Source organism: Streptomyces sp. NBC_00259 (assembly GCF_036181745.1).
GTDB classification, from domain to species: domain Bacteria; phylum Actinomycetota; class Actinomycetes; order Streptomycetales; family Streptomycetaceae; genus Streptomyces; species Streptomyces pratisoli.
On the sequence record NZ_CP108080.1, the window covers coordinates 7,098,294 to 7,118,598 of the forward strand.

Below are 20,305 nucleotides of genomic sequence, written 5' to 3' on the forward strand. Positions count from 1 at the left end.
TGGTGTATTGGCCGAAGGCCGTTCCGGATTCCGTCCGGGGCGGCCTTTCGTCGTTTCGAGCCCGAGCGACATCCCCGTTTCCGAACATCCCATTACCCCGCCGGGCTTGGCGTGCGACGACCTCGTCGACGCCGTCAGCGCATGACCGCGATCGCCGTGACCACCAGGCCCGACTCGACCAGCCAGCGTCCGTCGAAGCCGGACAGCCGGCGTCCCTCCACCACCGGACCCTCGACCAGCAGCCGGGCGTGGAACGAGGCGTCGTCGGGGTCGATCGTGATGACGGCCTCCTCGAAGTCCAGCCAGCGGCCGGCCAGCGGGTACCACGCCTTGTAGACGCTCTCCTTGGCGCTGAACAGGAGCCTGTCCCAGCAGACTTCCGGCCGCAGCGCAGCCAGCCGCGTCAGCGCCGCCCGCTCCTGCGGCAGGGTCACGAGATCGCGTACGCCCTCGTCCGGAAGCGGCAGATGCGGCTCCGCGTCCAGGCCGATCGTCAGCACCTCGGACGAACGTGCCACCGCGGCGGCCCGGTAGCCCTTGCAGTGCGTCAGGGCTCCGACGGCGCCCGACGGCCACTGCGGCGCCCTGCCGGGTCCGGGAAGGATCGGCGCGGGCGCGAACCCCAGCTCTTCCAGGGCCTTGCGCGCGCACACCCGTACGGTGCCGAACTCCCGCTGCCGCTCGGGAACGGCGTTCGCCACCAGCTCCCGTTCCTCGGGGAACATCCCGGTCACCGGCGGATCGCCGAACAGCTCGGAGGCCGCGATCGGCGGAGGCAGTAGCTTGCCGATCATCTGCGCGCTCCGTCCGGTGTGGGATCGTCCGCACAGAATAGTCGTCACACCGTACGGACCGGCCGGCGGGACCGCGCCCCGGACGAGCCGGCCGGGGTCACTGTGTGAGACCGCTTCCGTACGGGGCGTACAGGTCCAGCAGGCGGATCCGGGCGGAGTGCAGCCGGTGCGCGAGCACCCTGCCGACCCAGTGGCCGATCGCCGAGCCGAAGGCGGGATCGGCGTCCATCAGCAGCCGGATGGTCACCGCGTCGAACTCCTGGGCGCGCACCGGGGTCATGGCCTCGGCCCCCAGCTGCCAGACGTACGGTGGGAACAGCCAGGACCAGCCCACGAGTTCACCGAAGCCGAGGTTCTCGATCACGGCCGGCCGGCGGCCCGGGACATGGATGTCCAGGGTGACGGTGCCGGACCGGATGATCCAGAAGCGGTCGGCCAGATGTCCTTCCTCGAAGACACGGGCCCCCTCGCGAAACTTGACGTCCCTCGCCGTCTCCAGCAGCCGGGCACGGTGCTCGGCCGACAGCGCCGTTGTCATACGGATCGAAGAGTTGCTCATCATGGGCCTCCGTTCGCCTCAAGCCCATCGTGAGCCGTCCGCCCCCGGGGCGCACGGCCGGACGGGTGACGGGCCCGTCCGGATCTTCGACGAGGTCCCGCCGGGCGGAGGGCACACCCGTGCGGCGCACCCGCGCGGCGCCGTGGGACGAGCGGTGCTTCCGGGCGGTCCACACGGCCGGGTGATCGTCCGCGCCGGTCAGCCTGTCGCCCCGTCCGCGCGGCACCCCGCTGATCACCTTGAGGGGTGAACTCCCACCGCCCGCGGGCGGCGTGCCGCCGCGCCGCCCCGCTCCACGCCGGCCTCGGCTGTCTCGCCGTCCTGTCGCTGCTGCCCGCGCTCCCCGCCGCGGCACGGCCCGCGCACGCCCGCGCGCCGCGGCCGGAGACGCCCGCGGAGCGGCGCGTCTCCTCGTACCTGGACTCCGTGCGCGACCGGCCCGAGGCGCTGCGCGCCTTCTTCCGTGCCCTGCCCAAGGGCGGCGATCTGCACCATCACCTTTCCGGCGCCGCCCCCACCGAGTTCCTGATCCGGCTCGCCGGCGAGGACGGGCTGTGCGTCGACGCGTCGATGACCGCCGTGCCGCCGCCGTGCGGTCCTGGCGCCCGGCCCGCGTCCGACGCCGCGGTGGACGCGGCCTTCCACCGCTCGATCCTGCGCGCCTGGTCCATGCAGGACTTCCCGCCCGGTCAGCCGGGCCACGACCACTTCTTCGCCACGTTCGGCAAGTTCGGCGCGGTCACCGAGCCCAACCGGGGCAAGCTGCTCGCCGAGGTGGCCGCCGGCGCCGTCGCACAGAACCAGCTCTATCTGGAGTCGATGGTCACCCCCGCCGTGGCCGGCGCGGAGCGGCTCGCCGACGAGGTCGGATACGACGAGGACCTCGGCGCGCTGCACCGCAAGCTGCTCGCGGGCGGCCGGATGGACCGGCTCGTGGCCGAAGCACGCCAGGAGGCCGACGCCGCCGACGCCCAGTTCCGTACCGCCGCCCACTGCGGCACCGCGCGCCCGGACCCCGGCTGCTCCCTGCCGGTCCGCTGGATCTCGCATGTGTACCGGGCGAGTTCGCCGGAGCGGGTGTTCACCCAGATCGTCCTCGGCATGCGGCTGGCCGAGCGCGACCGGCGCTTCGTGGCCGTGAACCTCGTCCAGCCCGAGGACTGGGAGGTGCCGCTGCGCGACTACCGCCTCCACATGCGCATGCTCGACCATCTCCACCGCGCCTACCCCCGGGCCCGCCTGACCCTGCACGCGGGGGAGCTGGCTCCCGGGCTCGTCAAGCCCGAGGACCTGACCTTCCACATCCGCGAGGCGGTCCGCACGGGCCACGCGGAACGCATCGGCCACGGTGTGGACCTGCGCCACGAGGACGACTGGCAGGAACTGGCACGCCTCATGGCCCGCCGCCGGATCGCCGTGGAGGTGCCCCTCACCAGCAACGCGCAGATCCTCGGTGTGTCCGGGGACGCGCACCCCTTCCGGGCCTACCGCCGCTACGGCGTGCCGGTGGTGCTGTCCACCGACGACCCGGGCGTCTCCCGTACGGACCTCGGCACCGAGTACCAGCGCGCCGCCACGTCCTACGGCCTCGGCTACCGCGAGCTGAAGGACCTGGCGCGGGACTCGCTGGAGTACGCCTTCCTGCCCGGACCGGGACTGTGGCGTGCCGACGGGGACGGCGGCCGGCACCGACCGGCGGGTCCCTGCCGCCGCGAACGGCCGGGCTCGCAAACGCCGCGTCCCGCCTGTGCCCGCCTGCTCGCCGGGAGCCCGAAGGCGGCGCTCCAATGGCGGCTGGAGGCCGCGTTCGCGAGGTTCGAGCGCCGCTTCTGACGCCGCCGCCGGGCCGCTCCCTGCACCGCCGCCGAGCCGCTCCCGGCATCGCTACTGAACGGCCGCGTCCCTGAGGGCGTCGAGCAGTCCGCGCAGCGCGGGCGTGGCCGGCGCGGTCTCGCGCACGGCCGCGTGGACGGCTCGCACCGGCTCGGGCCGGCGGACCTTGCGTACGACGACACCGGGATGCGGGGCGCGCAGCCCGGTCAGAGGGATCATGCCGATGCCCAGTCCGGCCGCGACGAAGCCCTGCGCCGTGGCGTAGTCCTCGCTGTCGACGACGAACTCCGGGCTGAACCCGGCAGCGGCGCAGGCGTCGAGCACCGCGTCGAGACACGGGCCGGGCCATTCGCTGCCCACCCAGGGCTCGTCGGCGAGATCGGCCAGGTCGATGACGCGTCTGGTGGCCAGCCGGTGTCCCTTGGGCAGCACGGCGCGGTACGGGTCGTCCAGCAGGTGCTCCAGCCGGATGCCGTCCACGGACCGGCCGTGCGGCCGCACCACGAGGGCCACGTCGGCCTGCCCCTGCGCCACCTCCGGCAGCGGGTCCACGGGGTCGGACAGCTTCAGCTCCACCTGGACGCCCGGATGGTCGCGCCGCAGCCGTGCGAGCGCGGGAGCGACCAGCGGGGCGCCGACCGTGGCGAAGTAGCGCACCGAAAGCCGCCCCGTGCGGCCCTCCTTGAGATCGGTCAGCGCCGTCTCCGCCTCGGCGACCTGGCGGCTGATGGCGGCGGCGTGCTCGGTGAGCAGCAGCCCGGCCGCCGTGGGCCGCACGCCCCTGCCGACGCGTTCGAGCAGTGCCGTACCCGCCTCCTTCTCCAGGGCGGCGACCTGCTGACTGACGGCGGACGGTGTGTATCCCAGTCGTCCGGCCGCCGCCGTGACCGATCCGCTGCTGACGACCGCTCTCAGGACCTGCATGCGCCTCACATCAAGCATGCAGTACAGGTTAATGGTGTGTGCAGTACTTTTCACTTGTCCTGTCGAATGTGGTGCGGGACGGTTGCCCGGGAGAGCGATGGCGACCTGACGTCGCACACCGGGCAGGGGAGACAGGGCATGACGAGCGGCAGTCGGGGAACAGCGGTGCGGATGGGCGTGCTCGCCCTGTTGTGGGGTTCGGGCTTCCTCTGGATCAAACTGGCCCTCAACCACGGCCTGTCGCCGCTCCAGATCACCGTGGCCCGCTGTGTGCTGGGCGCGGCGGTCCTGCTCGCGATCGCCCTTGCGTCCGGCGCCCGCCTGCCGCGCGACAGGCGGACCTGGGGTCACCTCGTCGTCGCTGCCTTCCTCTGCAACGCCCTGCCGTTCTTCCTGTTCGGCCTCGGCGAGCAGACGGTCGATTCGTCGGTGGCCGGCGTCCTGAACGCGACGACCCCGCTGTGGTCACTGCTGATCGGCATCGGGCTCGGCACGGAACGCGGGCCGCGGCCCATCCGGCTGGGCGGACTCGTGCTCGGATTCGCGGGTACGCTGCTGATCTTCGCCCCCTGGCAGCGGTCCGGGCTGTTCGGCTGGGGCGCCCTCGCCCTGCTGGGCGCGGCGGTCAGCTACGCCGCGGCCTTCGCCTACATGGGGCGCACACTCACCGGCAGAGGCACGGAGCCCCTCGCGCTCTCGGCAGCCCAGCTCGTCACCGCGAGCGGCCTGAGCATTCTCGCTCTGCCCGCGGGCGGACTCGCGCCGGTGCGGGCCGACGCGACGGCACTCGTCGCCGTCGTCGTCCTCGGGATCTTCGGCACCGGTTTCACGTTCTTCCTCAACTACCGCCTGATCGCGGACGAGGGTGCCACCAGCGCCGCCACCGTGGGGTACCTGCTGCCGGTCGTCTCGGTCGCGCTCGGCGCGGTGGTGCTCGGCGAGGCGATCGGCCCGCGCGTCGTCCTCGGCATGCTCACCGTGCTCGCCGGCGTGGCCATGACCCGCGGCCGGGGGCGTGCGACGCAGGAGCCTGGTGCGGGGTCCGTGTCCGTGTCCGTGACGTCGGTCTCGGCCACCCCGTCGGTGACCGCGGCCGTCAGCGAGGCCGTCAGCGACTGCCGTCGGTGACTGCGGACGTCAGTGCGGCCAGTCCTTCGTGATCTCGAAGCTGTGGGTCTCACAGCCCAGGATCCGCCCCTCCTTGTCCACGAAGGTGCCGGTGACCTGGTAGACGTCCCTGGCCATATGGCCGATCGGCAGCCGCTCCGGCGGCAGCACGATCTCGTACGGGCCGCCGTGCCGGTAGTCGCCCAGCAGGATCTCCTGGTGGCCGACCGTCACGCCCTGCCGCGTGCGTTCGTCGATGAAGCGCAGCCCCGCCAGGTCGTGCCCCGACCCGACGGCGAACTTCAGCCCCACCCGGAACTCCGCGCCCTCCCTGAGCACCAGCGGCGCGGGCGGCGGCTCACTGCCGCGCTCCGGCGCGGGCGCCAGGCGTACGGGCATGTCGGGGCGGCCCTCCACCTGGATCGTCACGGCCAGCAGCTCGAAGTCGGGAGTTGAATTCATCGGATGCGCCAGCTTTCGCCGCTCATGAGAAGAACCGACGGGTATCTCAGACTAGCCATGCGGGCGTGGGGTGGTCGCCGCACGGGACGCCGCGTACCCGGCCGAACGAACCGGCCGACGAGGAGGCCGAGGCGCGGTGGCATCGTCGAGGGCCCGGAGGCGGGGCGACGCGGGGGAACGCGTACGCACTGGTCGAACCGGGTGAATCCGAAGCGGTCGCACCCGGCGAATGCAGGTCCGGGGGGCTCACCGGACGCGTCGTTCCGCACCGGGTCCCGGCGGTGGCCGGTCTCCGGCCGCCCAGCGCAAGCGAGGCGCGGCGGCCGGTGTCATAGTCGGGATGTCACCGTCAGGCCGGACGGACGGACCAGGAGAACCGGGCATGGTGTCAGCACAGGACGGTTGGCCGGGGAGCACCGGCGGGGGCCGGTTCACGGTCGAGACGCGGCCGGGCCCGGAGCCGGACATCGTGGTGCTCGCGGTCGCGGGGGAGCTCGACCACGACACGGCCGAACCGCTGCGCACCGCCCTGGACGAGGCGGTCGCGAGCGGCGCGCGGCGCATCCTCGTCGACTGCGGCGGGCTGCTGTTCTGCGATTCCACGGGCCTGAACGTGCTGCTGCGCGCGCGGCTCGCGGCGCAGGAGAACGAGGCCCGGGTGGAGCTTGCGGCGCTTCGGCCCCAGGTGGCCCGGATGCTCGCGATCACCGGTGCCGGGGCGGTCTTTCCCCGGTACGCGAGCCTCGCGGAGGCCCTCGCGGGGCCCCCGCAGGAGTAGTCGTGAGCGCGGCCCTTCCCGCACAGGGACAGACCCGCAGACTCGTCCTCTCCGGGACCCGCGGCGTGGTCGGGCGCTGCCGGGACTTCAGCGCCACGGCTCTGGCCGACTGGGACTGGCTCCCGCCCGACGGCGCCGGGCACGCCCTGTACGGCGGCACGCACGACGCGGCGGAGAACGGCGCGGCGGAGAACGGCGCGGCGGAGAGCGGCACAGCACGCGTCGAGTTCGCCCCCGACGAGTACGGGGGCTGGGACGAACGGTCCTGGAACGAGAGCGCCTGGAACGAGACCCTGGACGCCCCGGTGACCTGGGACGACGAGCGGCGGGCCATCGCCGAGGACGTGCTGATGGTCGTGTCCGAGCTGGTCACCAACGCCTGTCTGCATGCCGGAGGGCCGCTGGAGCTGGTGCTGCACTGCACGCCCGACCGGCTCCGTATCGAGGTCACCGACGCCAGCCCGGTGCAGCCGCGGCCGCGCCCGCACGCCGACCCCGCGGTGCCCGGCGGACACGGACTGGTCGTGCTGGCGAGGCTCGCCCGCGCCTGGGGCTCGGTGCCGCACGGCTCGGGAAAGACGGTGTGGGCGGAGGTCGCGGCACCACGGCGGCCCTGACCGTATCCGGGGCGCCGACCCGGACGCCACGTGCGACAGTCGGTAGTGGACACAAGACGCCGGACGAGCGACACACGAGGTCGGCGATGGACGCATCCGGTCACTCTCGGCCCCCGCTGCGGGACCAGGAACGCGAAGAGGTCCGGCCACCGGCGGCGCTGAGCGAAGAAGGGCTCAGAAAGCTCCTGGCCGGACTCACGGCCGTACGCGACGGCGACTTCTCCGCCCGGCTGCCCGACGAGGCCGACGGCATCATGGGCGAGATCGCCGGCGTGTACAACGGCATGGTCGACCAGCTCTCGCTGGTCACCGCGGAGGTCACCCGGGTCGCGCGCGAGGTCGGCGGCGAGGGCCGGCTCGGCGGCCATGCCCGGGTGAAGGGCGTCGGCGGCGTCTGGCAGGAACTCACCACCGGCGTGAACACCATGGCCGACAACCTCACCTCCCAGGTGCGGTCGATCGCGCAGGTCGCCTCCGCCGTCGCCCGCGGGGACCTGACCCGGAAGATCCGGGTCGACGCGCGCGGCGAGATCCTGGAGCTGAAGGAGACCATCAACACGATGGTCGAACGGCTCTCCTCCTTCGCCGAGGAGGTCACCCGGGTCGCCCGCGAAGTGGGCACCGAGGGCAACCTGGGCGGGCAGGCGACCGTACGCGGAGTGTCCGGGACCTGGAAGGACCTCACCGACAACGTCAACTCGATGGCGATCAACCTGACCAACCAGGTGCGCAACATCGCGCAGGTCACCACGTCCGTCGCACAGGGCGATCTGACGCGCAAGATCGACGTGGACGCGCGCGGCGAGATCCTGGAGCTGAAGACGACCATCAACACGATGGTCGACCAGCTGTCGTCGTTCGCCGCCGAGGTCACCCGCGTCGCCCGCGAGGTCGGCAGCGAGGGGCGGCTCGGCGGCCAGGCCGAGGTCGAGGGCGTCTCCGGCACCTGGAAGCGGCTCACCGAGAACGTCAACGAGCTGGCCGGGAACCTCACCCGCCAGGTCCGCGCGATCGCCGAGGTGACCAGCGCCGTCGCCGAGGGCGACCTCACCAGGTCGATCGCGGTCGAGGCGCCGGGAGAGGTCGGCGATCTCAAGGACAACATCAACGCGATGGTCGAGTCGCTGCGCGCCACCACCCGCGCCAACGAGGAACAGGACTGGCTGAAGACGAATCTGGCCCGCCTCGTGGGCCTGATGCAGAGCAGTCGCGACCCCGCCCAGGTCGCCCACGTGATCATGGAGGAGGTGCCGCCGCTGGTCTCGGCGCAGTACGGCGCGTTCTTCCTGGCCGAGTACGCCGAGTACGCGGAGAACGCCGACAACGACGCCGAGGAGGACGGCGACGGCCCCCAACTCGTCATGACCGCCGCCTACGGAGCCCCGCCCACGCGAGCGTCCGAGCGGCCCGCCCGCTTCCGGCTCGGCGAGTCCCTGGTGGGCCAGGCCGCGCTCAGCGGCCGCACCATCGCCGTCGACGATCTGCCGCCCGGCTACGTCACGATCTCCTCCGGTCTCGGCGCCGGTACGCCCGCGGCCCTGATCGTGCTGCCGATCCTGGTCGAGGGCCAGGTGCTCGGCGCCGTGGAACTCGCCTCGTTGCGCCCCTTCACCGGCATCCACCGCGACTTCCTCGACCAGTTCGTGGAGACGGTCGGCGTCATCGTCAGCTCGCTCATCGCCCATGCCCGTACCGATGAGCTGCTGGACCAGTCCCAGCGGCTGACCTCCGAACTCCGCACCCGCTCCCAGGAGTTGCAGGCACGCCAGGAGGAGCTCCAGCGCTCCAACGCCGAACTCGCCGAGAAGGCGGCCCTGCTGGCCGACCGCAACCGGGACATCGAACGGAAGAACCTGGAGATCGAGCAGGCCAGACAGGAGCTGGAGGAGCGGGCCAAACAGCTCTCCCGCACCTCGATGTACAAGTCCGAGTTCCTCGCCAACATGAGCCACGAGCTGCGCACCCCGCTCAACAGCCTGCTCATCCTGGCCCAGTTGCTCGCCCAGAACCCCGAGGGCAATCTGACGGAGAAGCAGGTCGACTACGCCGAGGTCATCCACTCCGCGGGCTCCGACCTGCTGCAGCTGATCAACGACATCCTCGATCTGTCCAAGGTCGAGGCGGGGAAGATGGACGTCCACCGCGAGCCGGTCTCACTGCACCGGCTGCTGGAGTACGTCGAGATGACGTTCCGCCCCCTGGCGAGCGAGCGCGACCTGGACTTCCGGGTCGTCACCGCGCCGGGAGTCCCCGCCGAGATCACCACCGACGAGCCACGGCTGCGGCAGGTGCTGCGGAACCTGCTGTCCAACGCGCTGAAGTTCACCGAGAGCGGCGCCGTCGAACTGCGGATCGACAAGGCGTCGGACGACGAGCTCCCGGAGGCGCTCCACGGCGTGCAGGTGGTCGCCTTCCGGGTACGGGACACCGGCGTCGGCATCGCACCGGAGCATCTGGACAGCATCTTCGGCGCGTTCCAGCAGGGCGCCGTCACCACCGGCCGCCGCTACGGCGGCACGGGCCTCGGACTGTCCATCAGCCGCGAGGTCGCCCAGCTCCTCGGCGGCGTGCTCGTCGCCGAGAGCCGGCTCGGTGAGGGCAGCGAGTTCACCTTCTACGTGCCCGTCGGCGGCTCCCCGCCGTCGCGTGCCGTCACCGGGACCGGGATCGCGGCAGGCGCGTCACGGCCGGGCGGTGAGGCCCTGCCCTCCGCCGACAAATCGCTCGCCGGGCGGGTGGTCCTGATCGTCGACGACGACGCGCGGAACGTGTACGCGCTCACCGAGATCCTGGAGGCCGAGGGAGTGCGGGTGCTCACGGCGGACGACGGACGGACCGGCATCGAACTGCTCACCGCCCACCGGGAGGTGGACCTCATCGTGATGGACGTGATGATGGCCGGGATGGACGGCTACACGGCCACCGCCGCCATCCGGAGGATGCCCGGCTTCGCCGACGTCCCCGTCATCGCCGTGACCGCCAAGGCCATGCCGGGCGACCGGGCCAAGAGCCTGGCGGCAGGCGCAAACGACTACATCACCAAACCGGTGGACGCGGACGACCTGGTCACCCGCGTACGCAGCTGGCTCAAGCGGCGCTGACCGCACCGGGGGTGAGGGCGGACGGGCCGCAGGCGGAACGCCCGGGGACGGGGAGGGCCGACGGGCCGCAGGCGGGACACACGAGGACGGTGCCTCAGGACAGCCGGACGACGACCAGGCTGGTGTCGTCGTCCGTGTCACCGGTGACCGAGGCCAGCAGGGCGTCGGTCCGCTCGTCCAGTCCACCGGGGCGCAGGCGTTCCACCGCGCGCCGCAGCCGCTCCAGACCCTCGTCGATGCCGGTGCGCCGGCTTTCCACCAGACCGTCCGTGTACAGCATCAGCGTGTCCCCGGGCACGAGGGGCGTCACCGTCTCCGTGTAGTCGGCCGCCGGTACCGCCCCCAGCAGGATGTTGCGCGGCGGTTCGAGGAACACGGCCTCACCGGCCCGCAGCAGGAGCAGCGGGAGGTGCCCGGCGCTCGCCCAGCACAGCGACCGGTCCGACGGGTCGTACAGCGCGCACACCGCGGTGGCCGTCGGACGTCCGTGCGTGTGCAGCGTCACCTCGTTGAGCCAGGCCATCAGGCGTGCGGGCGAATGACCGGTGAACGCCAGCCCGCGCAGCGCGTTCCGCAGCGCCACCATGCCGGTCACCGAGTCGATGCCGTGCCCGGCGATGTCGCCGACGGCGACGAGCACCCGGCCGCTGGGCAGCGGCAGTACGTCGTACCAGTCGCCGCCGACGCGGTACTCCTCGGCCGCCGGCCGGTAGCGCGCCGCGACCTGGAGGCCGGGCAGGCGCTGCAGCACGGGCACTTCGGGGACGATCGCCTGCTGGAGCTGGAGGACGAGCTGGTGGCGCAGCGCCGCCTGCGTCTGGGCGGCGGTCAGCCGGTCGAAGGTCGCGGTGAGCGCGATCTCGGTGTGGTGCTGCGCCGAGACGTCCTGGTAGACGCCGGTGATGCCGGTGAGGACCCCGCCCGTCAGCAGCGGCTCGGCGGCGATCCGTACGTGCCGCAGCCCGCCGTCCTCGCGGACCGCGCGTACGACGGTGTGCGCGCCTTCACGGCGCTCCGTCAGCTCCACCAGCAGCTCGTTGAGGTTGCCGGTCTCGTCGCGGTGCAGATGCGGGGCGAGCCGGCGCAGCGGCACCGGGGGAGCGGCGGGATCGAGCCCGAAGATCCGGTACGCCTGGTCGCTCCACCGGGACTTGCCCGTGATCAGGTCGTCCTCGAACGCGGCCAGGTTCTCCAGCCGGCCCAGCACGCGGCTGAGGGACAGCCCGGGGTCGGTGGCGCCGTGCCAGAGCACCACCGTCCGGCCGGGGCCGACGGGCAGCACCCGCACATCGTGCAGCGGATCGGGATCGCCTGGCCGGTGCTCGACGGGCACCCGGGCCGCCCGCTGCGGGGCCGCCGACTCCCGGGCCACCCGTGCCAGCCGTACGAGACCGGCCTGCATGACCGGGAACAGCTGGGCGAGCGGCCGGCCCGCCGGGCCGTGCACATGACGCGCCGAGTCCAGCGCCGGCCGGTTGAGATGCTCGACGTGCAGCGTTCCGGTCTCCGGATCGGCGCGCAGGACCATGGCCGGATGGGTCAGCAGATCCAGGAGCGGGACGAGCACACCGGACTCCGAGGGGTCGCTCGCGCCCGCGTCCAGGATCCGCGCGGCCGGTACGGCCAGACCCGTCAGCGCCCGTCGTACGGGCTCGTCCAGGGCCGTGGGCCCGGGCCAGTCGACGAGGGCGAGGCCCGTCACCACACCGCGCTGCCGCAGGGGCAGCAGGGCCCGGGCCGCGTCCGGCGCGGGCCCCGGCAGCCGCTCGCCCTCGGGCGGACCGGCCGGCAGCCACAGGGGCGCCGCCTCGGCCAGCACCCGGTGCAGCGCGCTGCCGGTACCCGGTGGCACCCAGCGCCAGTGCGCGGCCTCCAGCGCGCTCACTCCGGCCTGACCGGCGAGCTGGAGGCAGTCCGTCTCGGTACGCCGGAACAGCCAGAGCCCCCGGACCCCGAGCGGCCGCATCCCGCCGTCCAGCAGGGTTCCGGCGATCTCGTCGACCGAGCTGCCGGTCTGTGCCGCTGCTTCCGCCGTCGCCTCGACGAGGCGTGCCCTGCGGGCCGCGGACCTGTCCTCGTCCGTGGCGGCCTCGGCGGCGGCCCCGGTCCCCGCGGCGGCGGCTTCGATGTCCCCGCTCGCCGCACCGTCCCCGCCCGGTGCGCCCTGCCCGCCCGGTGCGCCCTGCCCGGCCGCGGCATTGACGATGTCGGCGGCGAGATCCTCCGGGGAGACGTTCGTGGTCTCGGCCAGCTGAGCGAGGTGGTCCGCGGCGTCGGCGGGGGTGAGGGAGCGCTGGGCGACGAGGACGCCCGAGGCGAGGTCGAGCAGATGACGCCGTGCGAGATCCCGGCGCAGGCCGGCGAGTTCGGCGGTGAGCTGGGCGACCGCGGCGGTCAGTGCGTCTGGGCCGGGCTCGTCCGGGCCGGGTGCGTCCGGCCTCGGTTCGTCCTGTCCTTGATTGGACATGGTCATGTCGTCTCCAGCGTGACGAACCGGATTCTACCCGGGCGAACCGCCCCGGGCAGCGGACGCCCGCCGCACCCGTCCAGGGGGTGCGGCGGGCCGCCGCCTCCTCGGGCCAGGTGGCCCGTCGGTCAGGCGCCGCGCGGCCGGTCCGGCCCGGGGCCGTGCGGTCCGCGCGGCGGTCCGTGCCGCCGATGGTGCTGCTGGTCCTGGCGCGACGGCGCGGGGGCGTCCGGAGCGCCGTCGTCGCCGTCGTCGCCGTCGTACTCCCGGCGCAGCTGCTCGGCCCTGCGACGCAGTCGTGCGCGGTGCTCGGGATCCTTGCAGCGCTCCGCGCCGCGGTCCAGTTCCTCGGCCATCACCCGGACCTGCTCCGACGTCCTGACGGGTTCACCTGCTGTGCTCATGGCTCCTCCTTCCGTGCCCGCACGCCTGACGGCGACGGGCCAGGGGCCATGTGCCAGGCAAACACGGCGAGGTCACGTGCGCATCCGATCACGTCACTCAGTGTGATGACGTGGCCTCCCACCTGGTGCTTTCCGTCGGGAGCCCGGTCGTGACCGGCAGCTTCCACCACTTTTCCGGGATAACCGGGAGGAACCGGGGCAGGCGCCGTACGTCAGCGAAGGGAGAGGGGAGTGGACACCATGACGCAGCTGGTGAAGGACGTGATGACGATCGGAGTGCTGGCACTCCCGCCCGAGGCGTCACTCGTCGAGGCCGCCCGGTTGATGCGCGACAGGGACGTCGGTGATGTGCTGGTCGCCGACGACGACCGGCTGCTCGGTGTGCTGACGGACCGTGACATCGCGGTACGTTCGGTCGCGATGGGCCATGACCCGCACATCATGCCGGTCCGATCCGTGTGCACCCCCGACGTGCTCACCGTCCGGCCCGACGCGGACTCCGGGGAAGCCGTCAGCATCATGAGGGAGCACGGAGTGCGCCGGCTCGCGGTCGTCGACGACGGTCACCCGATGGGCGTCGTCACGCTCGGAGACCTCGCGAGGGCGCGCGATCCCGGATCCGCCCTCGCCGGCATCAGCGCGGCCCCGCCGAACACCGGCGCCTGAGGCCACTGCCGTACGAGGACTGCCGTACGAGCACCTTCCGCAAGGGCGCGTGACGCCCGGCCGCCGCGCGGGGTGGCCGGGCGTGAGGCCTGAGGGCGTGAGGCCTGCGCTCGCGCCGGTGCGACGCATCGGCGCGAGCGAGAGGGCTCCTCAGCCGTCACATACGGCCGTCACATGTGACGGCCGTAGTGCTGCTCGATGAGACGGATGGACGCCACATCGTCGGCGTACCGCCCGCTCTCGAAGTCCGGCGAATCCTTGATCTGCTGCTTCGAGCAGTCCACGTGGACCGTCTCGCCCTCGTGATCGACGCGCGAGACGACTCCCGCCGGGACGAGCACATGGTGACCGAAGATCCACGGCCCGGTGTTCACGACGATGTAGGACCGGCCGACGTCCCCGGAGTGCTTGTCGATCTTGCCGATGGCGCCGTCGGTCGCCTCGACGTGGTAGCCGATGAGCTGCGCCCCCGGCACGAGTCCCGCGCTCTCCGGGAAACCCCAGATGCCTTCACCCATGGCGAAGTCCTTTCCTCTCACGTCGGCCTACCGCTGGGGCGCCCTCCACTCCGGACGCATCGGCGACTACGCGGGCCGACGGAGCGTTGTGCACCGGACCGTTCGGACCGTTCGTCGAGGTGCGCACGTGGCTAATAACCGTGTCGCGCACCCACGTCCGACCGGTTCGTCCTCCGGTCCGGCGTCGTCCGCCAGCAGTGCCGCGCGCAGCTTCGTGAGGACCCGGGCCAGCAGCCGGGAGACGTGCATCTGCGAGATGCCGAGCCGCTCGCCGATCTCCGACTGGGTCAGATCGTCCCCGAACCGCAGGGCGAGGATGGTGCGTTCACGCTCGGGCAGCTCCGCGATGAGCGGCTTCAGGCACTCCAGACACTCGATGATGTCCAGGGCGGGGTCCTCCGCGCCCAGCCGGCGCGTGAGGGGACTCGTGGACTCGTCGTCCTCGAGAGGCTCGATGGAGCGGGCCACGTAGCCGTTGGCGGCGCGCTGGCCCTCGACGACCTCCTCCTCCGTGAGCCCGAGGCGGTCGGCCAGTTCTGCCGCGGTGGGCGCGCGGCCGAGGTCCTGCTCCATGACGTCGTACGCCTTGGCGAGGTCCAGCCGCAGCTCCTGCAGCCGCCGCGGCACCCGCACGGCCCAGCTGGTGTCACGGAAGAAGCGCTTGATCTCGCCGACGACGGTGGGCAGTGCGAAGGAGGTGAACTCGACCTCGCGCTCGACGTCGAAGCGGTTGATCGCCTTGATCAGGCCGACCGTGCCGACCTGGACGATGTCCTCCATGGGTTCGCTGCGGCCGCTGAAGCGGGTGGCGGCGAACTTCACGAGGCTCAGATTGAGCTCCACGAGCGTGTTGCGGACGTACGAGTACTCCTCCGTGCCCTCCTCCAGCGTGCGGAGCCGCCGGAACAGGGAGACGGAGAGAGCGCGCGCGTCCAGCGCGCTGATGGTGCGGAAGTCCGGAATCTCCGGCAGACCGTCGAGTGCCGCCGAACGCTCCGGGCGGGCGGCACGGACGGTCGTGGGCTGTCGGGTGCTGGCGATGGGGGACATGAGCATCCTTCGACGGGAGGAGGCCGGCGCCGGTGGCTGCGGCGCGACCGTCGGTCGAGCTCTGCCGAGCTCATACCCATATGCCCGCTTTTGATGCTTTGGCGTTTTCGCGCCGTGTGCTGCGGTGTGTGCGAAAGGAGACGAAGCGGCAACCGTACGTAGCGGCTTCGGTGGTGTGCGGGCGCGCACTCCCCGTCAGGGCAGGTAACGCTCCAGCGCCGCGGCGCCCTTCTCCTCGATCTCCTTGCGGGCGCGTGCCAGGTTGGCGGGCGTGGGCTCACGGCCGGACGCCATCACCAGATCCTCGGCGTCGAAGGGCCGTTCCGATCCGGTGAATATCTGCGCCGGCCCCTGCCTGCTCTCCGGCTGCTCGCCGCTCTTTTCCTGCTTCATGATGTGCCTCCGGGCGAAATCCCGTGTCTGGGGACGGGGGAACTGACTACCAGCATCACGCGGGATCCGGCGCAATGCAGCCCGGCGGGCACAAAGCGCCGGAAATCCGGCCCGGTCGGTAACGCGACGCAGTACTTGCCCGGCGTGGTGCGGCCCGTGGTGCGCGCCTTCCGCGTCACGCACGGTCCGCGGTGGGCACGGTCCGTAGCGCGCAACGTCGGTAGCGCGCCAGGTCCGTGTCGTCAGGTGGGTCCGTGTCGTCAGGCGACCGTGTTGTCAGGCGATCGACGCCGAGACGATCGCCGCCACCGCGATGTTGCACGACGCCGTGACCCACACCGCCGGGTGCGGCTCCGGCTCCACCAGCGTCGCCCCCAGCTTGCCCGGCGTCACGAGGTCGACGACCAGGAACGCCACGGCCATCAGCACCAGCCCGAGCAGACCGAACGCCGCGGTCGACGCGAGGCCCTTGCCGAAGTCGTTGTACGTCGTCCAGATCGAGGTGAAGACGATGCCGCCGATACCGAGCAGGGCCGAGCTCAGCAGAACGGCCGCGTTGCGATTGCGCTCCTCCCAGATCTGCCGGCCCAGCTTTCCGGGCGTCAGCAGGTCCACCAGGAGGATTCCGAGGATCAGCAGCACCACGCCGAGGGCACCGTAGGCGGTGGCCCGGCCAAGTCCGTTGACTATGTCCGTCATTGAGAAGCCAGTCTCCGTCGTCTGAAAATGATCGTGGTCAAGGCGCCGCAAAATGTATCGCACGGGCTTCGCCCCGAGTCGCCCGCCCGACTCGCCGCCGGCCGGGCCACTCCGCCGCTCGCACGCGCTGGGGAACCTCGTACGCGCTGGGGAGCGCCCGACGCGCGGATGCACCTGCCCGGCGAGATGCTGTTGCTGTGCGCAGTGATGGCGGGCCGCCCCGGCGCCCGGGTTATCTCGCGGCGGCCGCCGTGTTCGCGATCGGCATGGCCGGGACGACCCTGCCCACCCCCCTGTACGGCCTCTACCAGCAGGAGATCGGCTTCTCCGAGCTGGTCGTCACGCTGGTGTTCGCCGTCTACGCCCTCGCCGTCATCACCGTGCTCCTGGTGGCCGGCAACTACTCCGACGACGTGGGCCGAAGGCCCGTGCTCCTGGCCGCCATGGCCTTCTCCGCCGCGAGCGCGGGCTGCTTTCTGCTGGAGCGCGGTCTGCCCCTGCTCTTCGCGGGACGACTGCTCTCGGGTGTCGCCGCCGGGCTGCTGAGCGGTGCGGCGACGGCGGCCGTCATCGAACTCGCCCGCCCGGGACGCAAAGCGCGCGCCGGGTTCGCCGCCACCGCCGCGAACATGGGCGGCCTCGGCTGCGGACCACTGCTGTCCGGCCTGCTCGCGCAGTACGCGCCCCGGCCGTTGACGCTGGTCTTCTGGGTGCATCTGGGACTGATCGCGGTGGGGTGCCTGATCACCTGGTCGCTGCCGGAGACCGTCGAGCACCCGAAGAGGTGGCCACCGCTGAGGCCGCAGGGCGTCAGCGTGCCCGACGAGGTCAAGGGCGTGTTCGTGCCCGCATCGGTCGCGGCCTTCGCCGGCTTCGCGCTGCTGGGGCTGTTCACCGCCGTGGCGCCGAGCTTCGTGGCGACGACCCTGGACGTGCACAACCTCGCCGTCACCGGCGCGGTCGTCTTCTCCGTGTTCCTCGCCTCGACGGCCGGACAGTCGCTGACCCCGATGGTCGGTGTCCGCCGGGCGCTCCCCGTAGGGTGCGGCCTGCTGGTCGTGGGACTCATGCTGGTGGCCTCGTCACTGATCGCCCAGTCGCTGCCCCTGCTCGTGGTGGGCGCCCTGTGCGGGGGAACGGGCCAGGGCCTCGCCTTCCGCGCGGCGCTCACCCTCATCGGCGACGCGGCCCCGGCACACCACCGGGGCGGGACCATCTCGGCGTTCTTCGTCGTCGCGTACACCGGTATCTCCCTGCCGGTCGTCGGCGTCGGCGCGATGGCCACCTGGCTCGGACTGCGCACGGCGGGGCTCGTCTTCTCCGTATGCGTGATGGTGATCGCCGCCTGCGCGGGCACCTACGCGGCCCTCCGCCCGCCCATGGAGCGCAGCACCGAACCCGCTGCCCGGGCAAGCGACTCGTTGTAGGCTGCGGAGAAGATCGGTGCAGCACGGCGACCTGGGTTCGAGCGGCAGCCTTCGCGCCCCCGAGGACCCGGGGCGCGACGGGACGCACACCGATCCGGGACGGAACGGGGACGCCCGATGGCGCGGACACTTCAGTGCTTCCGATGGAAGCGCGTCGTCCTCCCCGTCGGCGTGGTGGCCGCGCTCTGTCTGACCGGCCCGGTCCTCGCCGCCTGCTCCGGCGCGGCCGAGTCCGGTACGGCCGACAGGACCGGCGAAGTGCCCGGATGGGACGACAAGGCCACCCCTGCGACGGTCAGCCGGCAGATGAACATCGACTTTCCGTCCAAGGCCGCCGACATACGGGCGGCACATCAGAACGGGCTCCAGGATGACGGGCTGCTGCTGGCCTTCACCCTCCCCACCTCCGGTGTGAACGCCTTCGTGGAGCAGCTCCGGCCCGAGGGTGGGTTGAGGCAGCGCGACGAGCCCCGCAAGAGCGTCGCGAAGCCCATGACCCCCTTCTCTCACCTCGGACTCCCGGAACCCGAGTCGTTGCCGGACGTCCAGGAAGGGCAGGTCTGTGCCCCCTGCAGCGGAGACTTGAACTCCCTGGCGATCGCGGTGCACAGGCTGGACGACAGCGAGAGCCGGGTCTACCTCAGGGCAGTCGACTGACGAGAACATTCGGCGGCCGGCGGCTCTGCCCGGGGCTCCTGCTTCACATCAACCACCCGGTCATTTCCGGAGGGTAAGGAGTGGCGACGTTCAACCGAGCGACCACCGCATTCCCGAGATCATGCCGGACTTGTCCAAACGTCCGGAGAATCCGAGAAACGAACGCCTCGATCATCCGAGGAACACCGACTGATGGCCGACGACGAGAAGAGCCAGAACGCACAAGACATCGTGGTCGCGGAATGGGCGACCGTTCTGGCCTACGGCCCGGAACGCGTCGACCCGATCGTGCCCCGCACCGCCTACGGCCATCCGGCCCTGCGCGAACCGTTCCCCATGGTCGGCCACGGCGTCCTCTACCTGAGCCGGTGCACCCAGTACCCGTGGACGCACGATGTGCCGACCGCTTTCCCGCACGTCGCCGGCGGCTACCGCGTCCGGCGCGAGTCCGACCGCTCGCTGGTCGGCATGGCCGGGACCGTGGAAGAGGCCTACGAGTTGATCGCGGCCAACCTCCCCGAGGGCTGCGGCCCGGCAGTCGACGGCACTCCGGACGATCTGTGACGCGTGTTGGCCCGGGCATGTCGAACCCTGTCGGTGTGACTCCCGGGACACCTGAGCACCGCTGGAATCACAGGGGGCGGGAGAGCTGCTGTACCGCTCTGGCGATACGTCGGAAGAGTCGGTAGCCGGTCAGCTCCAGTCCTGAAAGATCTGGGGAGAGCCGACCGAAGAAGGCGACTCGTTGTAGGCTCCAGAGATCGCCCTTGACCTGCAGAAAGCAGGCAGGGAGCTGCAGGCATTTCGGGAGTTTTGCCATGTTTCGTACCATGTTCAAGTCCAAGATCCACCGCGCCACCGTGACCCAGGCGGATCTCCACTACGTCGGATCCGTCACCGTCGACGCCGCACTGATGGAGGCCGCGGACCTGCTCCCCGGCGAACTCGTGCACATCGTCGACATCGACAACGGGGCCCGGCTGGAGACCTACGTCATCGAGGGTGAACGCGGTTCCGGCGTCATCGGCATCAACGGTGCCGCCGCGCATCTCGTCCACCCCGGCGATCTGGTGATCCTCATCAGCTACGCCCAGGTCGACGACGCCGAGGCCCGCGCGCTGGTGCCGCGCGTCGTCCATGTCGACGAGCGCAACCGCATCGTCGAGCTGGGCTCGGACCCGTCGCGGCCCGTGCCCGGCAGCGGCACCGAGAGCAGCCCCCACGCCGTCCCGGCCGCCACCGCGGCGCACTGACCCGAGAACTGACCCGAGGAGAACACGATGGCCGATCCAGAGATCCGCGACGACCGGGAGAAGGGCCGCCTGGAGGCGTACGTGGACGGCATGTTCGCCGGTCACGTCGCGTACTTCACGCTGGACTTCGATCCGGCCGCGCTCGTCCCGGTCCACACCATCGTGGAGCCGATGTTCGAGGGCAAGGGCGTCGCGAGCTCGCTCGTCCGCTCGTTCTACGCGATGGCCGCCCGCGAGGGTGTGCCCGTCGTGCCGCTCTGCCCGTACGCGGCCAAGTGGGCCCAGCGCCATCCCGACGAGGCACCGGTGCCTCCGGCCGAGCTGGTGCAGGAGGCCGAGCGGCAGCTGACGAGGCACCCGGGACTGTGACGGACCGGTGCGGGCCCGGGGTGCCACCGGCCCCGGGCCGGGCCCGCACCTGCGCCGCCGCACACCCCGGCCGGTCCCTGCCCCCGTTTTCGACGCCGCGAGCGGCAGCGCCGGCGGCCTGCGGTGGCGGCCCCCGGTGGAAACGGCCGCCGTCCCATGACTGGACCCGGCACGCGGGGGCACCCGCATCGTTGGACCCTGGAATCCGGAGCCGTACGGCCCCGGAT

Annotated in this window: 21 protein-coding genes; 11 read left to right on the plus strand and 10 right to left on the minus strand. The window is 71.9% G+C overall.

The window, feature by feature from the left end; genetic code table 11:
• Positions 1 to 134: 134 nt before the first annotated feature.
• On the minus strand, positions 135 to 794 hold the full coding sequence (locus tag OG766_RS31855; RefSeq protein ID WP_266385755.1) for a 4'-phosphopantetheinyl transferase family protein: 660 nt from the start codon (positions 792 to 794) through the stop codon (positions 135 to 137).
• A 97-nt stretch (positions 795 to 891) separates the two neighbouring features.
• Positions 892 to 1,353: a Crp/Fnr family transcriptional regulator gene (locus tag OG766_RS31860; protein ID WP_266388662.1), complete on the minus strand. Its 462-nt coding sequence runs from the start codon at positions 1,351 to 1,353 to the stop codon at positions 892 to 894.
• A 246-nt stretch (positions 1,354 to 1,599) separates the two neighbouring features.
• Here OG766_RS31860 and OG766_RS31865 point away from each other — a divergent pair, with 246 nt between their 5' ends.
• On the plus strand, positions 1,600 to 3,186 hold the full coding sequence (locus tag OG766_RS31865; RefSeq protein ID WP_328726914.1) for an adenosine deaminase family protein: 1,587 nt from the start codon (positions 1,600 to 1,602) through the stop codon (positions 3,184 to 3,186).
• A 51-nt stretch (positions 3,187 to 3,237) separates the two neighbouring features.
• On the opposite strand, the gene OG766_RS31870 is transcribed toward OG766_RS31865, so the two are convergent.
• Complete coding sequence (locus tag OG766_RS31870) at positions 3,238 to 4,128, minus strand: LysR family transcriptional regulator (protein WP_266385749.1); 891 nt, start codon at positions 4,126 to 4,128, stop codon at positions 3,238 to 3,240.
• 120 nt (positions 4,129 to 4,248) lie between these two features.
• Between OG766_RS31870 and OG766_RS31875 the strand changes: the two genes are divergently transcribed.
• Complete coding sequence (locus tag OG766_RS31875; protein ID WP_328726915.1) at positions 4,249 to 5,238, plus strand: DMT family transporter; 990 nt, start codon at positions 4,249 to 4,251, stop codon at positions 5,236 to 5,238.
• A gap of 9 nt (positions 5,239 to 5,247) precedes the next feature.
• On the opposite strand, the gene OG766_RS31880 is transcribed toward OG766_RS31875, so the two are convergent.
• Entirely contained in the window at positions 5,248 to 5,679 is a 432-nt protein-coding gene (locus OG766_RS31880; RefSeq protein WP_328726916.1) for a hypothetical protein, read from the minus strand.
• Between the two features lie 382 nt (positions 5,680 to 6,061).
• Between OG766_RS31880 and OG766_RS31885 the strand changes: the two genes are divergently transcribed.
• The 3 genes from OG766_RS31885 (at position 6,062) to OG766_RS31895 (ending at position 10,175) form a co-directional block, all read left to right on the plus strand.
• Positions 6,062 to 6,457, plus strand: a complete 396-nt coding sequence (locus OG766_RS31885) for an STAS domain-containing protein (protein WP_266385742.1) — start codon at positions 6,062 to 6,064, stop codon at positions 6,455 to 6,457.
• Positions 6,458 to 6,459: 2 nt separating this feature from the next.
• Positions 6,460 to 7,074 (plus strand): ATP-binding protein, encoded by a 615-nt coding sequence (locus tag OG766_RS31890; RefSeq protein WP_328726917.1) that lies wholly within the window; start codon positions 6,460 to 6,462, stop codon positions 7,072 to 7,074.
• A gap of 86 nt (positions 7,075 to 7,160) precedes the next feature.
• Positions 7,161 to 10,175, plus strand: coding sequence for a HAMP domain-containing protein (locus tag OG766_RS31895; protein ID WP_266385736.1), 3,015 nt, complete (start codon positions 7,161 to 7,163; stop codon positions 10,173 to 10,175).
• Positions 10,176 to 10,269: 94 nt separating this feature from the next.
• Here the strand turns inward: OG766_RS31895 and OG766_RS31900 are convergent, their stop codons facing one another.
• A complete protein-coding gene (locus OG766_RS31900; RefSeq protein ID WP_328726918.1) occupies positions 10,270 to 12,648 on the minus strand; it encodes a SpoIIE family protein phosphatase in 2,379 nt (792 codons plus the stop codon).
• Between the two features lie 122 nt (positions 12,649 to 12,770).
• A complete protein-coding gene (locus tag OG766_RS31905) occupies positions 12,771 to 13,046 on the minus strand; it encodes a DUF6381 family protein (RefSeq protein ID WP_328726919.1) in 276 nt (91 codons plus the stop codon).
• Positions 13,047 to 13,286: 240 nt separating this feature from the next.
• Here OG766_RS31905 and OG766_RS31910 point away from each other — a divergent pair, with 240 nt between their 5' ends.
• Positions 13,287 to 13,712 (plus strand): CBS domain-containing protein, encoded by a 426-nt coding sequence (locus OG766_RS31910; protein ID WP_266385729.1) that lies wholly within the window; start codon positions 13,287 to 13,289, stop codon positions 13,710 to 13,712.
• Positions 13,713 to 13,882: 170 nt separating this feature from the next.
• Here the strand turns inward: OG766_RS31910 and OG766_RS31915 are convergent, their stop codons facing one another.
• The 4 genes from OG766_RS31915 to OG766_RS31930 form a co-directional block, all read right to left on the minus strand.
• On the minus strand, positions 13,883 to 14,230 hold the full coding sequence (locus tag OG766_RS31915; protein WP_328726920.1) for a PRC-barrel domain containing protein: 348 nt from the start codon (positions 14,228 to 14,230) through the stop codon (positions 13,883 to 13,885).
• 66 nt (positions 14,231 to 14,296) lie between these two features.
• Positions 14,297 to 15,286, minus strand: coding sequence for a SigB/SigF/SigG family RNA polymerase sigma factor (locus OG766_RS31920; protein ID WP_423247129.1), 990 nt, complete (start codon positions 15,284 to 15,286; stop codon positions 14,297 to 14,299).
• 189 nt (positions 15,287 to 15,475) lie between these two features.
• A complete protein-coding gene (locus OG766_RS31925; RefSeq protein WP_266385720.1) occupies positions 15,476 to 15,673 on the minus strand; it encodes a hypothetical protein in 198 nt (65 codons plus the stop codon).
• A 276-nt stretch (positions 15,674 to 15,949) separates the two neighbouring features.
• Positions 15,950 to 16,372 (minus strand): DUF350 domain-containing protein, encoded by a 423-nt coding sequence (locus OG766_RS31930; protein WP_266385717.1) that lies wholly within the window; start codon positions 16,370 to 16,372, stop codon positions 15,950 to 15,952.
• A gap of 197 nt (positions 16,373 to 16,569) precedes the next feature.
• Between OG766_RS31930 and OG766_RS31935 the strand changes: the two genes are divergently transcribed.
• From OG766_RS31935 to OG766_RS31955, 5 genes are all read left to right on the plus strand, one after another.
• The gene (locus tag OG766_RS31935; protein WP_266385714.1) at positions 16,570 to 17,799 is read left to right on the plus strand and encodes an MFS transporter; all 1,230 of its coding nucleotides are present in this window, start codon (positions 16,570 to 16,572) and stop codon (positions 17,797 to 17,799) included.
• A 117-nt stretch (positions 17,800 to 17,916) separates the two neighbouring features.
• Positions 17,917 to 18,456 carry a hypothetical protein gene (locus OG766_RS31940; RefSeq protein WP_266385711.1) on the plus strand — a complete coding sequence of 180 codons (540 nt, stop codon included), beginning with the start codon at positions 17,917 to 17,919 and terminating at the stop codon, positions 18,454 to 18,456.
• Between the two features lie 192 nt (positions 18,457 to 18,648).
• Positions 18,649 to 19,020: a DUF6193 family natural product biosynthesis protein gene (locus OG766_RS31945; protein ID WP_328726921.1), complete on the plus strand. Its 372-nt coding sequence runs from the start codon at positions 18,649 to 18,651 to the stop codon at positions 19,018 to 19,020.
• Positions 19,021 to 19,274: 254 nt separating this feature from the next.
• Entirely contained in the window at positions 19,275 to 19,709 is a 435-nt protein-coding gene (gene panD, locus OG766_RS31950; RefSeq protein ID WP_266385705.1) for an aspartate 1-decarboxylase, read from the plus strand.
• Positions 19,710 to 19,736: 27 nt separating this feature from the next.
• On the plus strand, positions 19,737 to 20,078 hold the full coding sequence (locus OG766_RS31955) for a GNAT family N-acetyltransferase (protein ID WP_266385702.1): 342 nt from the start codon (positions 19,737 to 19,739) through the stop codon (positions 20,076 to 20,078).
• The last annotated feature ends 227 nt before the right edge of the window (positions 20,079 to 20,305 follow it).

Bases quoted from the DNA above. Each gene is read 5' to 3' on its own strand.
- OG766_RS31875 (WP_328726915.1), top strand. From the start codon at position 4,249: ATGACGAGCGGCAGTCGGGGAACAGCGGTGCGGATGGGCGTGCTCGCC.
- OG766_RS31920 (WP_423247129.1), bottom strand. From the start codon at position 15,286: ATGCTCATGTCCCCCATCGCCAGCACCCGACAGCCCACGACCGTCCGT.
- OG766_RS31930 (WP_266385717.1), bottom strand. From the start codon at position 16,372: ATGACGGACATAGTCAACGGACTTGGCCGGGCCACCGCCTACGGTGCC.
- OG766_RS31880 (WP_328726916.1), bottom strand. From the start codon at position 5,679: ATGAATTCAACTCCCGACTTCGAGCTGCTGGCCGTGACGATCCAGGTG.
- OG766_RS31945 (WP_328726921.1), top strand. From the start codon at position 18,649: ATGGCCGACGACGAGAAGAGCCAGAACGCACAAGACATCGTGGTCGCG.
- OG766_RS31940 (WP_266385711.1), top strand. From the start codon at position 17,917: ATGGCGCGGACACTTCAGTGCTTCCGATGGAAGCGCGTCGTCCTCCCC.
- panD (WP_266385705.1), top strand. From the start codon at position 19,275: ATGTTTCGTACCATGTTCAAGTCCAAGATCCACCGCGCCACCGTGACC.
- OG766_RS31900 (WP_328726918.1), bottom strand. From the start codon at position 12,648: ATGACCATGTCCAATCAAGGACAGGACGAACCGAGGCCGGACGCACCC.
- OG766_RS31870 (WP_266385749.1), bottom strand. From the start codon at position 4,128: ATGCTTGATGTGAGGCGCATGCAGGTCCTGAGAGCGGTCGTCAGCAGC.
- OG766_RS31860 (WP_266388662.1), bottom strand. From the start codon at position 1,353: ATGAGCAACTCTTCGATCCGTATGACAACGGCGCTGTCGGCCGAGCAC.
- OG766_RS31910 (WP_266385729.1), top strand. From the start codon at position 13,287: ATGACGCAGCTGGTGAAGGACGTGATGACGATCGGAGTGCTGGCACTC.
- OG766_RS31915 (WP_328726920.1), bottom strand. From the start codon at position 14,230: ATGGGTGAAGGCATCTGGGGTTTCCCGGAGAGCGCGGGACTCGTGCCG.
- OG766_RS31905 (WP_328726919.1), bottom strand. From the start codon at position 13,046: ATGAGCACAGCAGGTGAACCCGTCAGGACGTCGGAGCAGGTCCGGGTG.
- OG766_RS31895 (WP_266385736.1), top strand. From the start codon at position 7,161: ATGGACGCATCCGGTCACTCTCGGCCCCCGCTGCGGGACCAGGAACGC.
- OG766_RS31955 (WP_266385702.1), top strand. From the start codon at position 19,737: ATGGCCGATCCAGAGATCCGCGACGACCGGGAGAAGGGCCGCCTGGAG.
- OG766_RS31925 (WP_266385720.1), bottom strand. From the start codon at position 15,673: ATGAAGCAGGAAAAGAGCGGCGAGCAGCCGGAGAGCAGGCAGGGGCCG.
- OG766_RS31855 (WP_266385755.1), bottom strand. From the start codon at position 794: ATGATCGGCAAGCTACTGCCTCCGCCGATCGCGGCCTCCGAGCTGTTC.
- OG766_RS31885 (WP_266385742.1), top strand. From the start codon at position 6,062: ATGGTGTCAGCACAGGACGGTTGGCCGGGGAGCACCGGCGGGGGCCGG.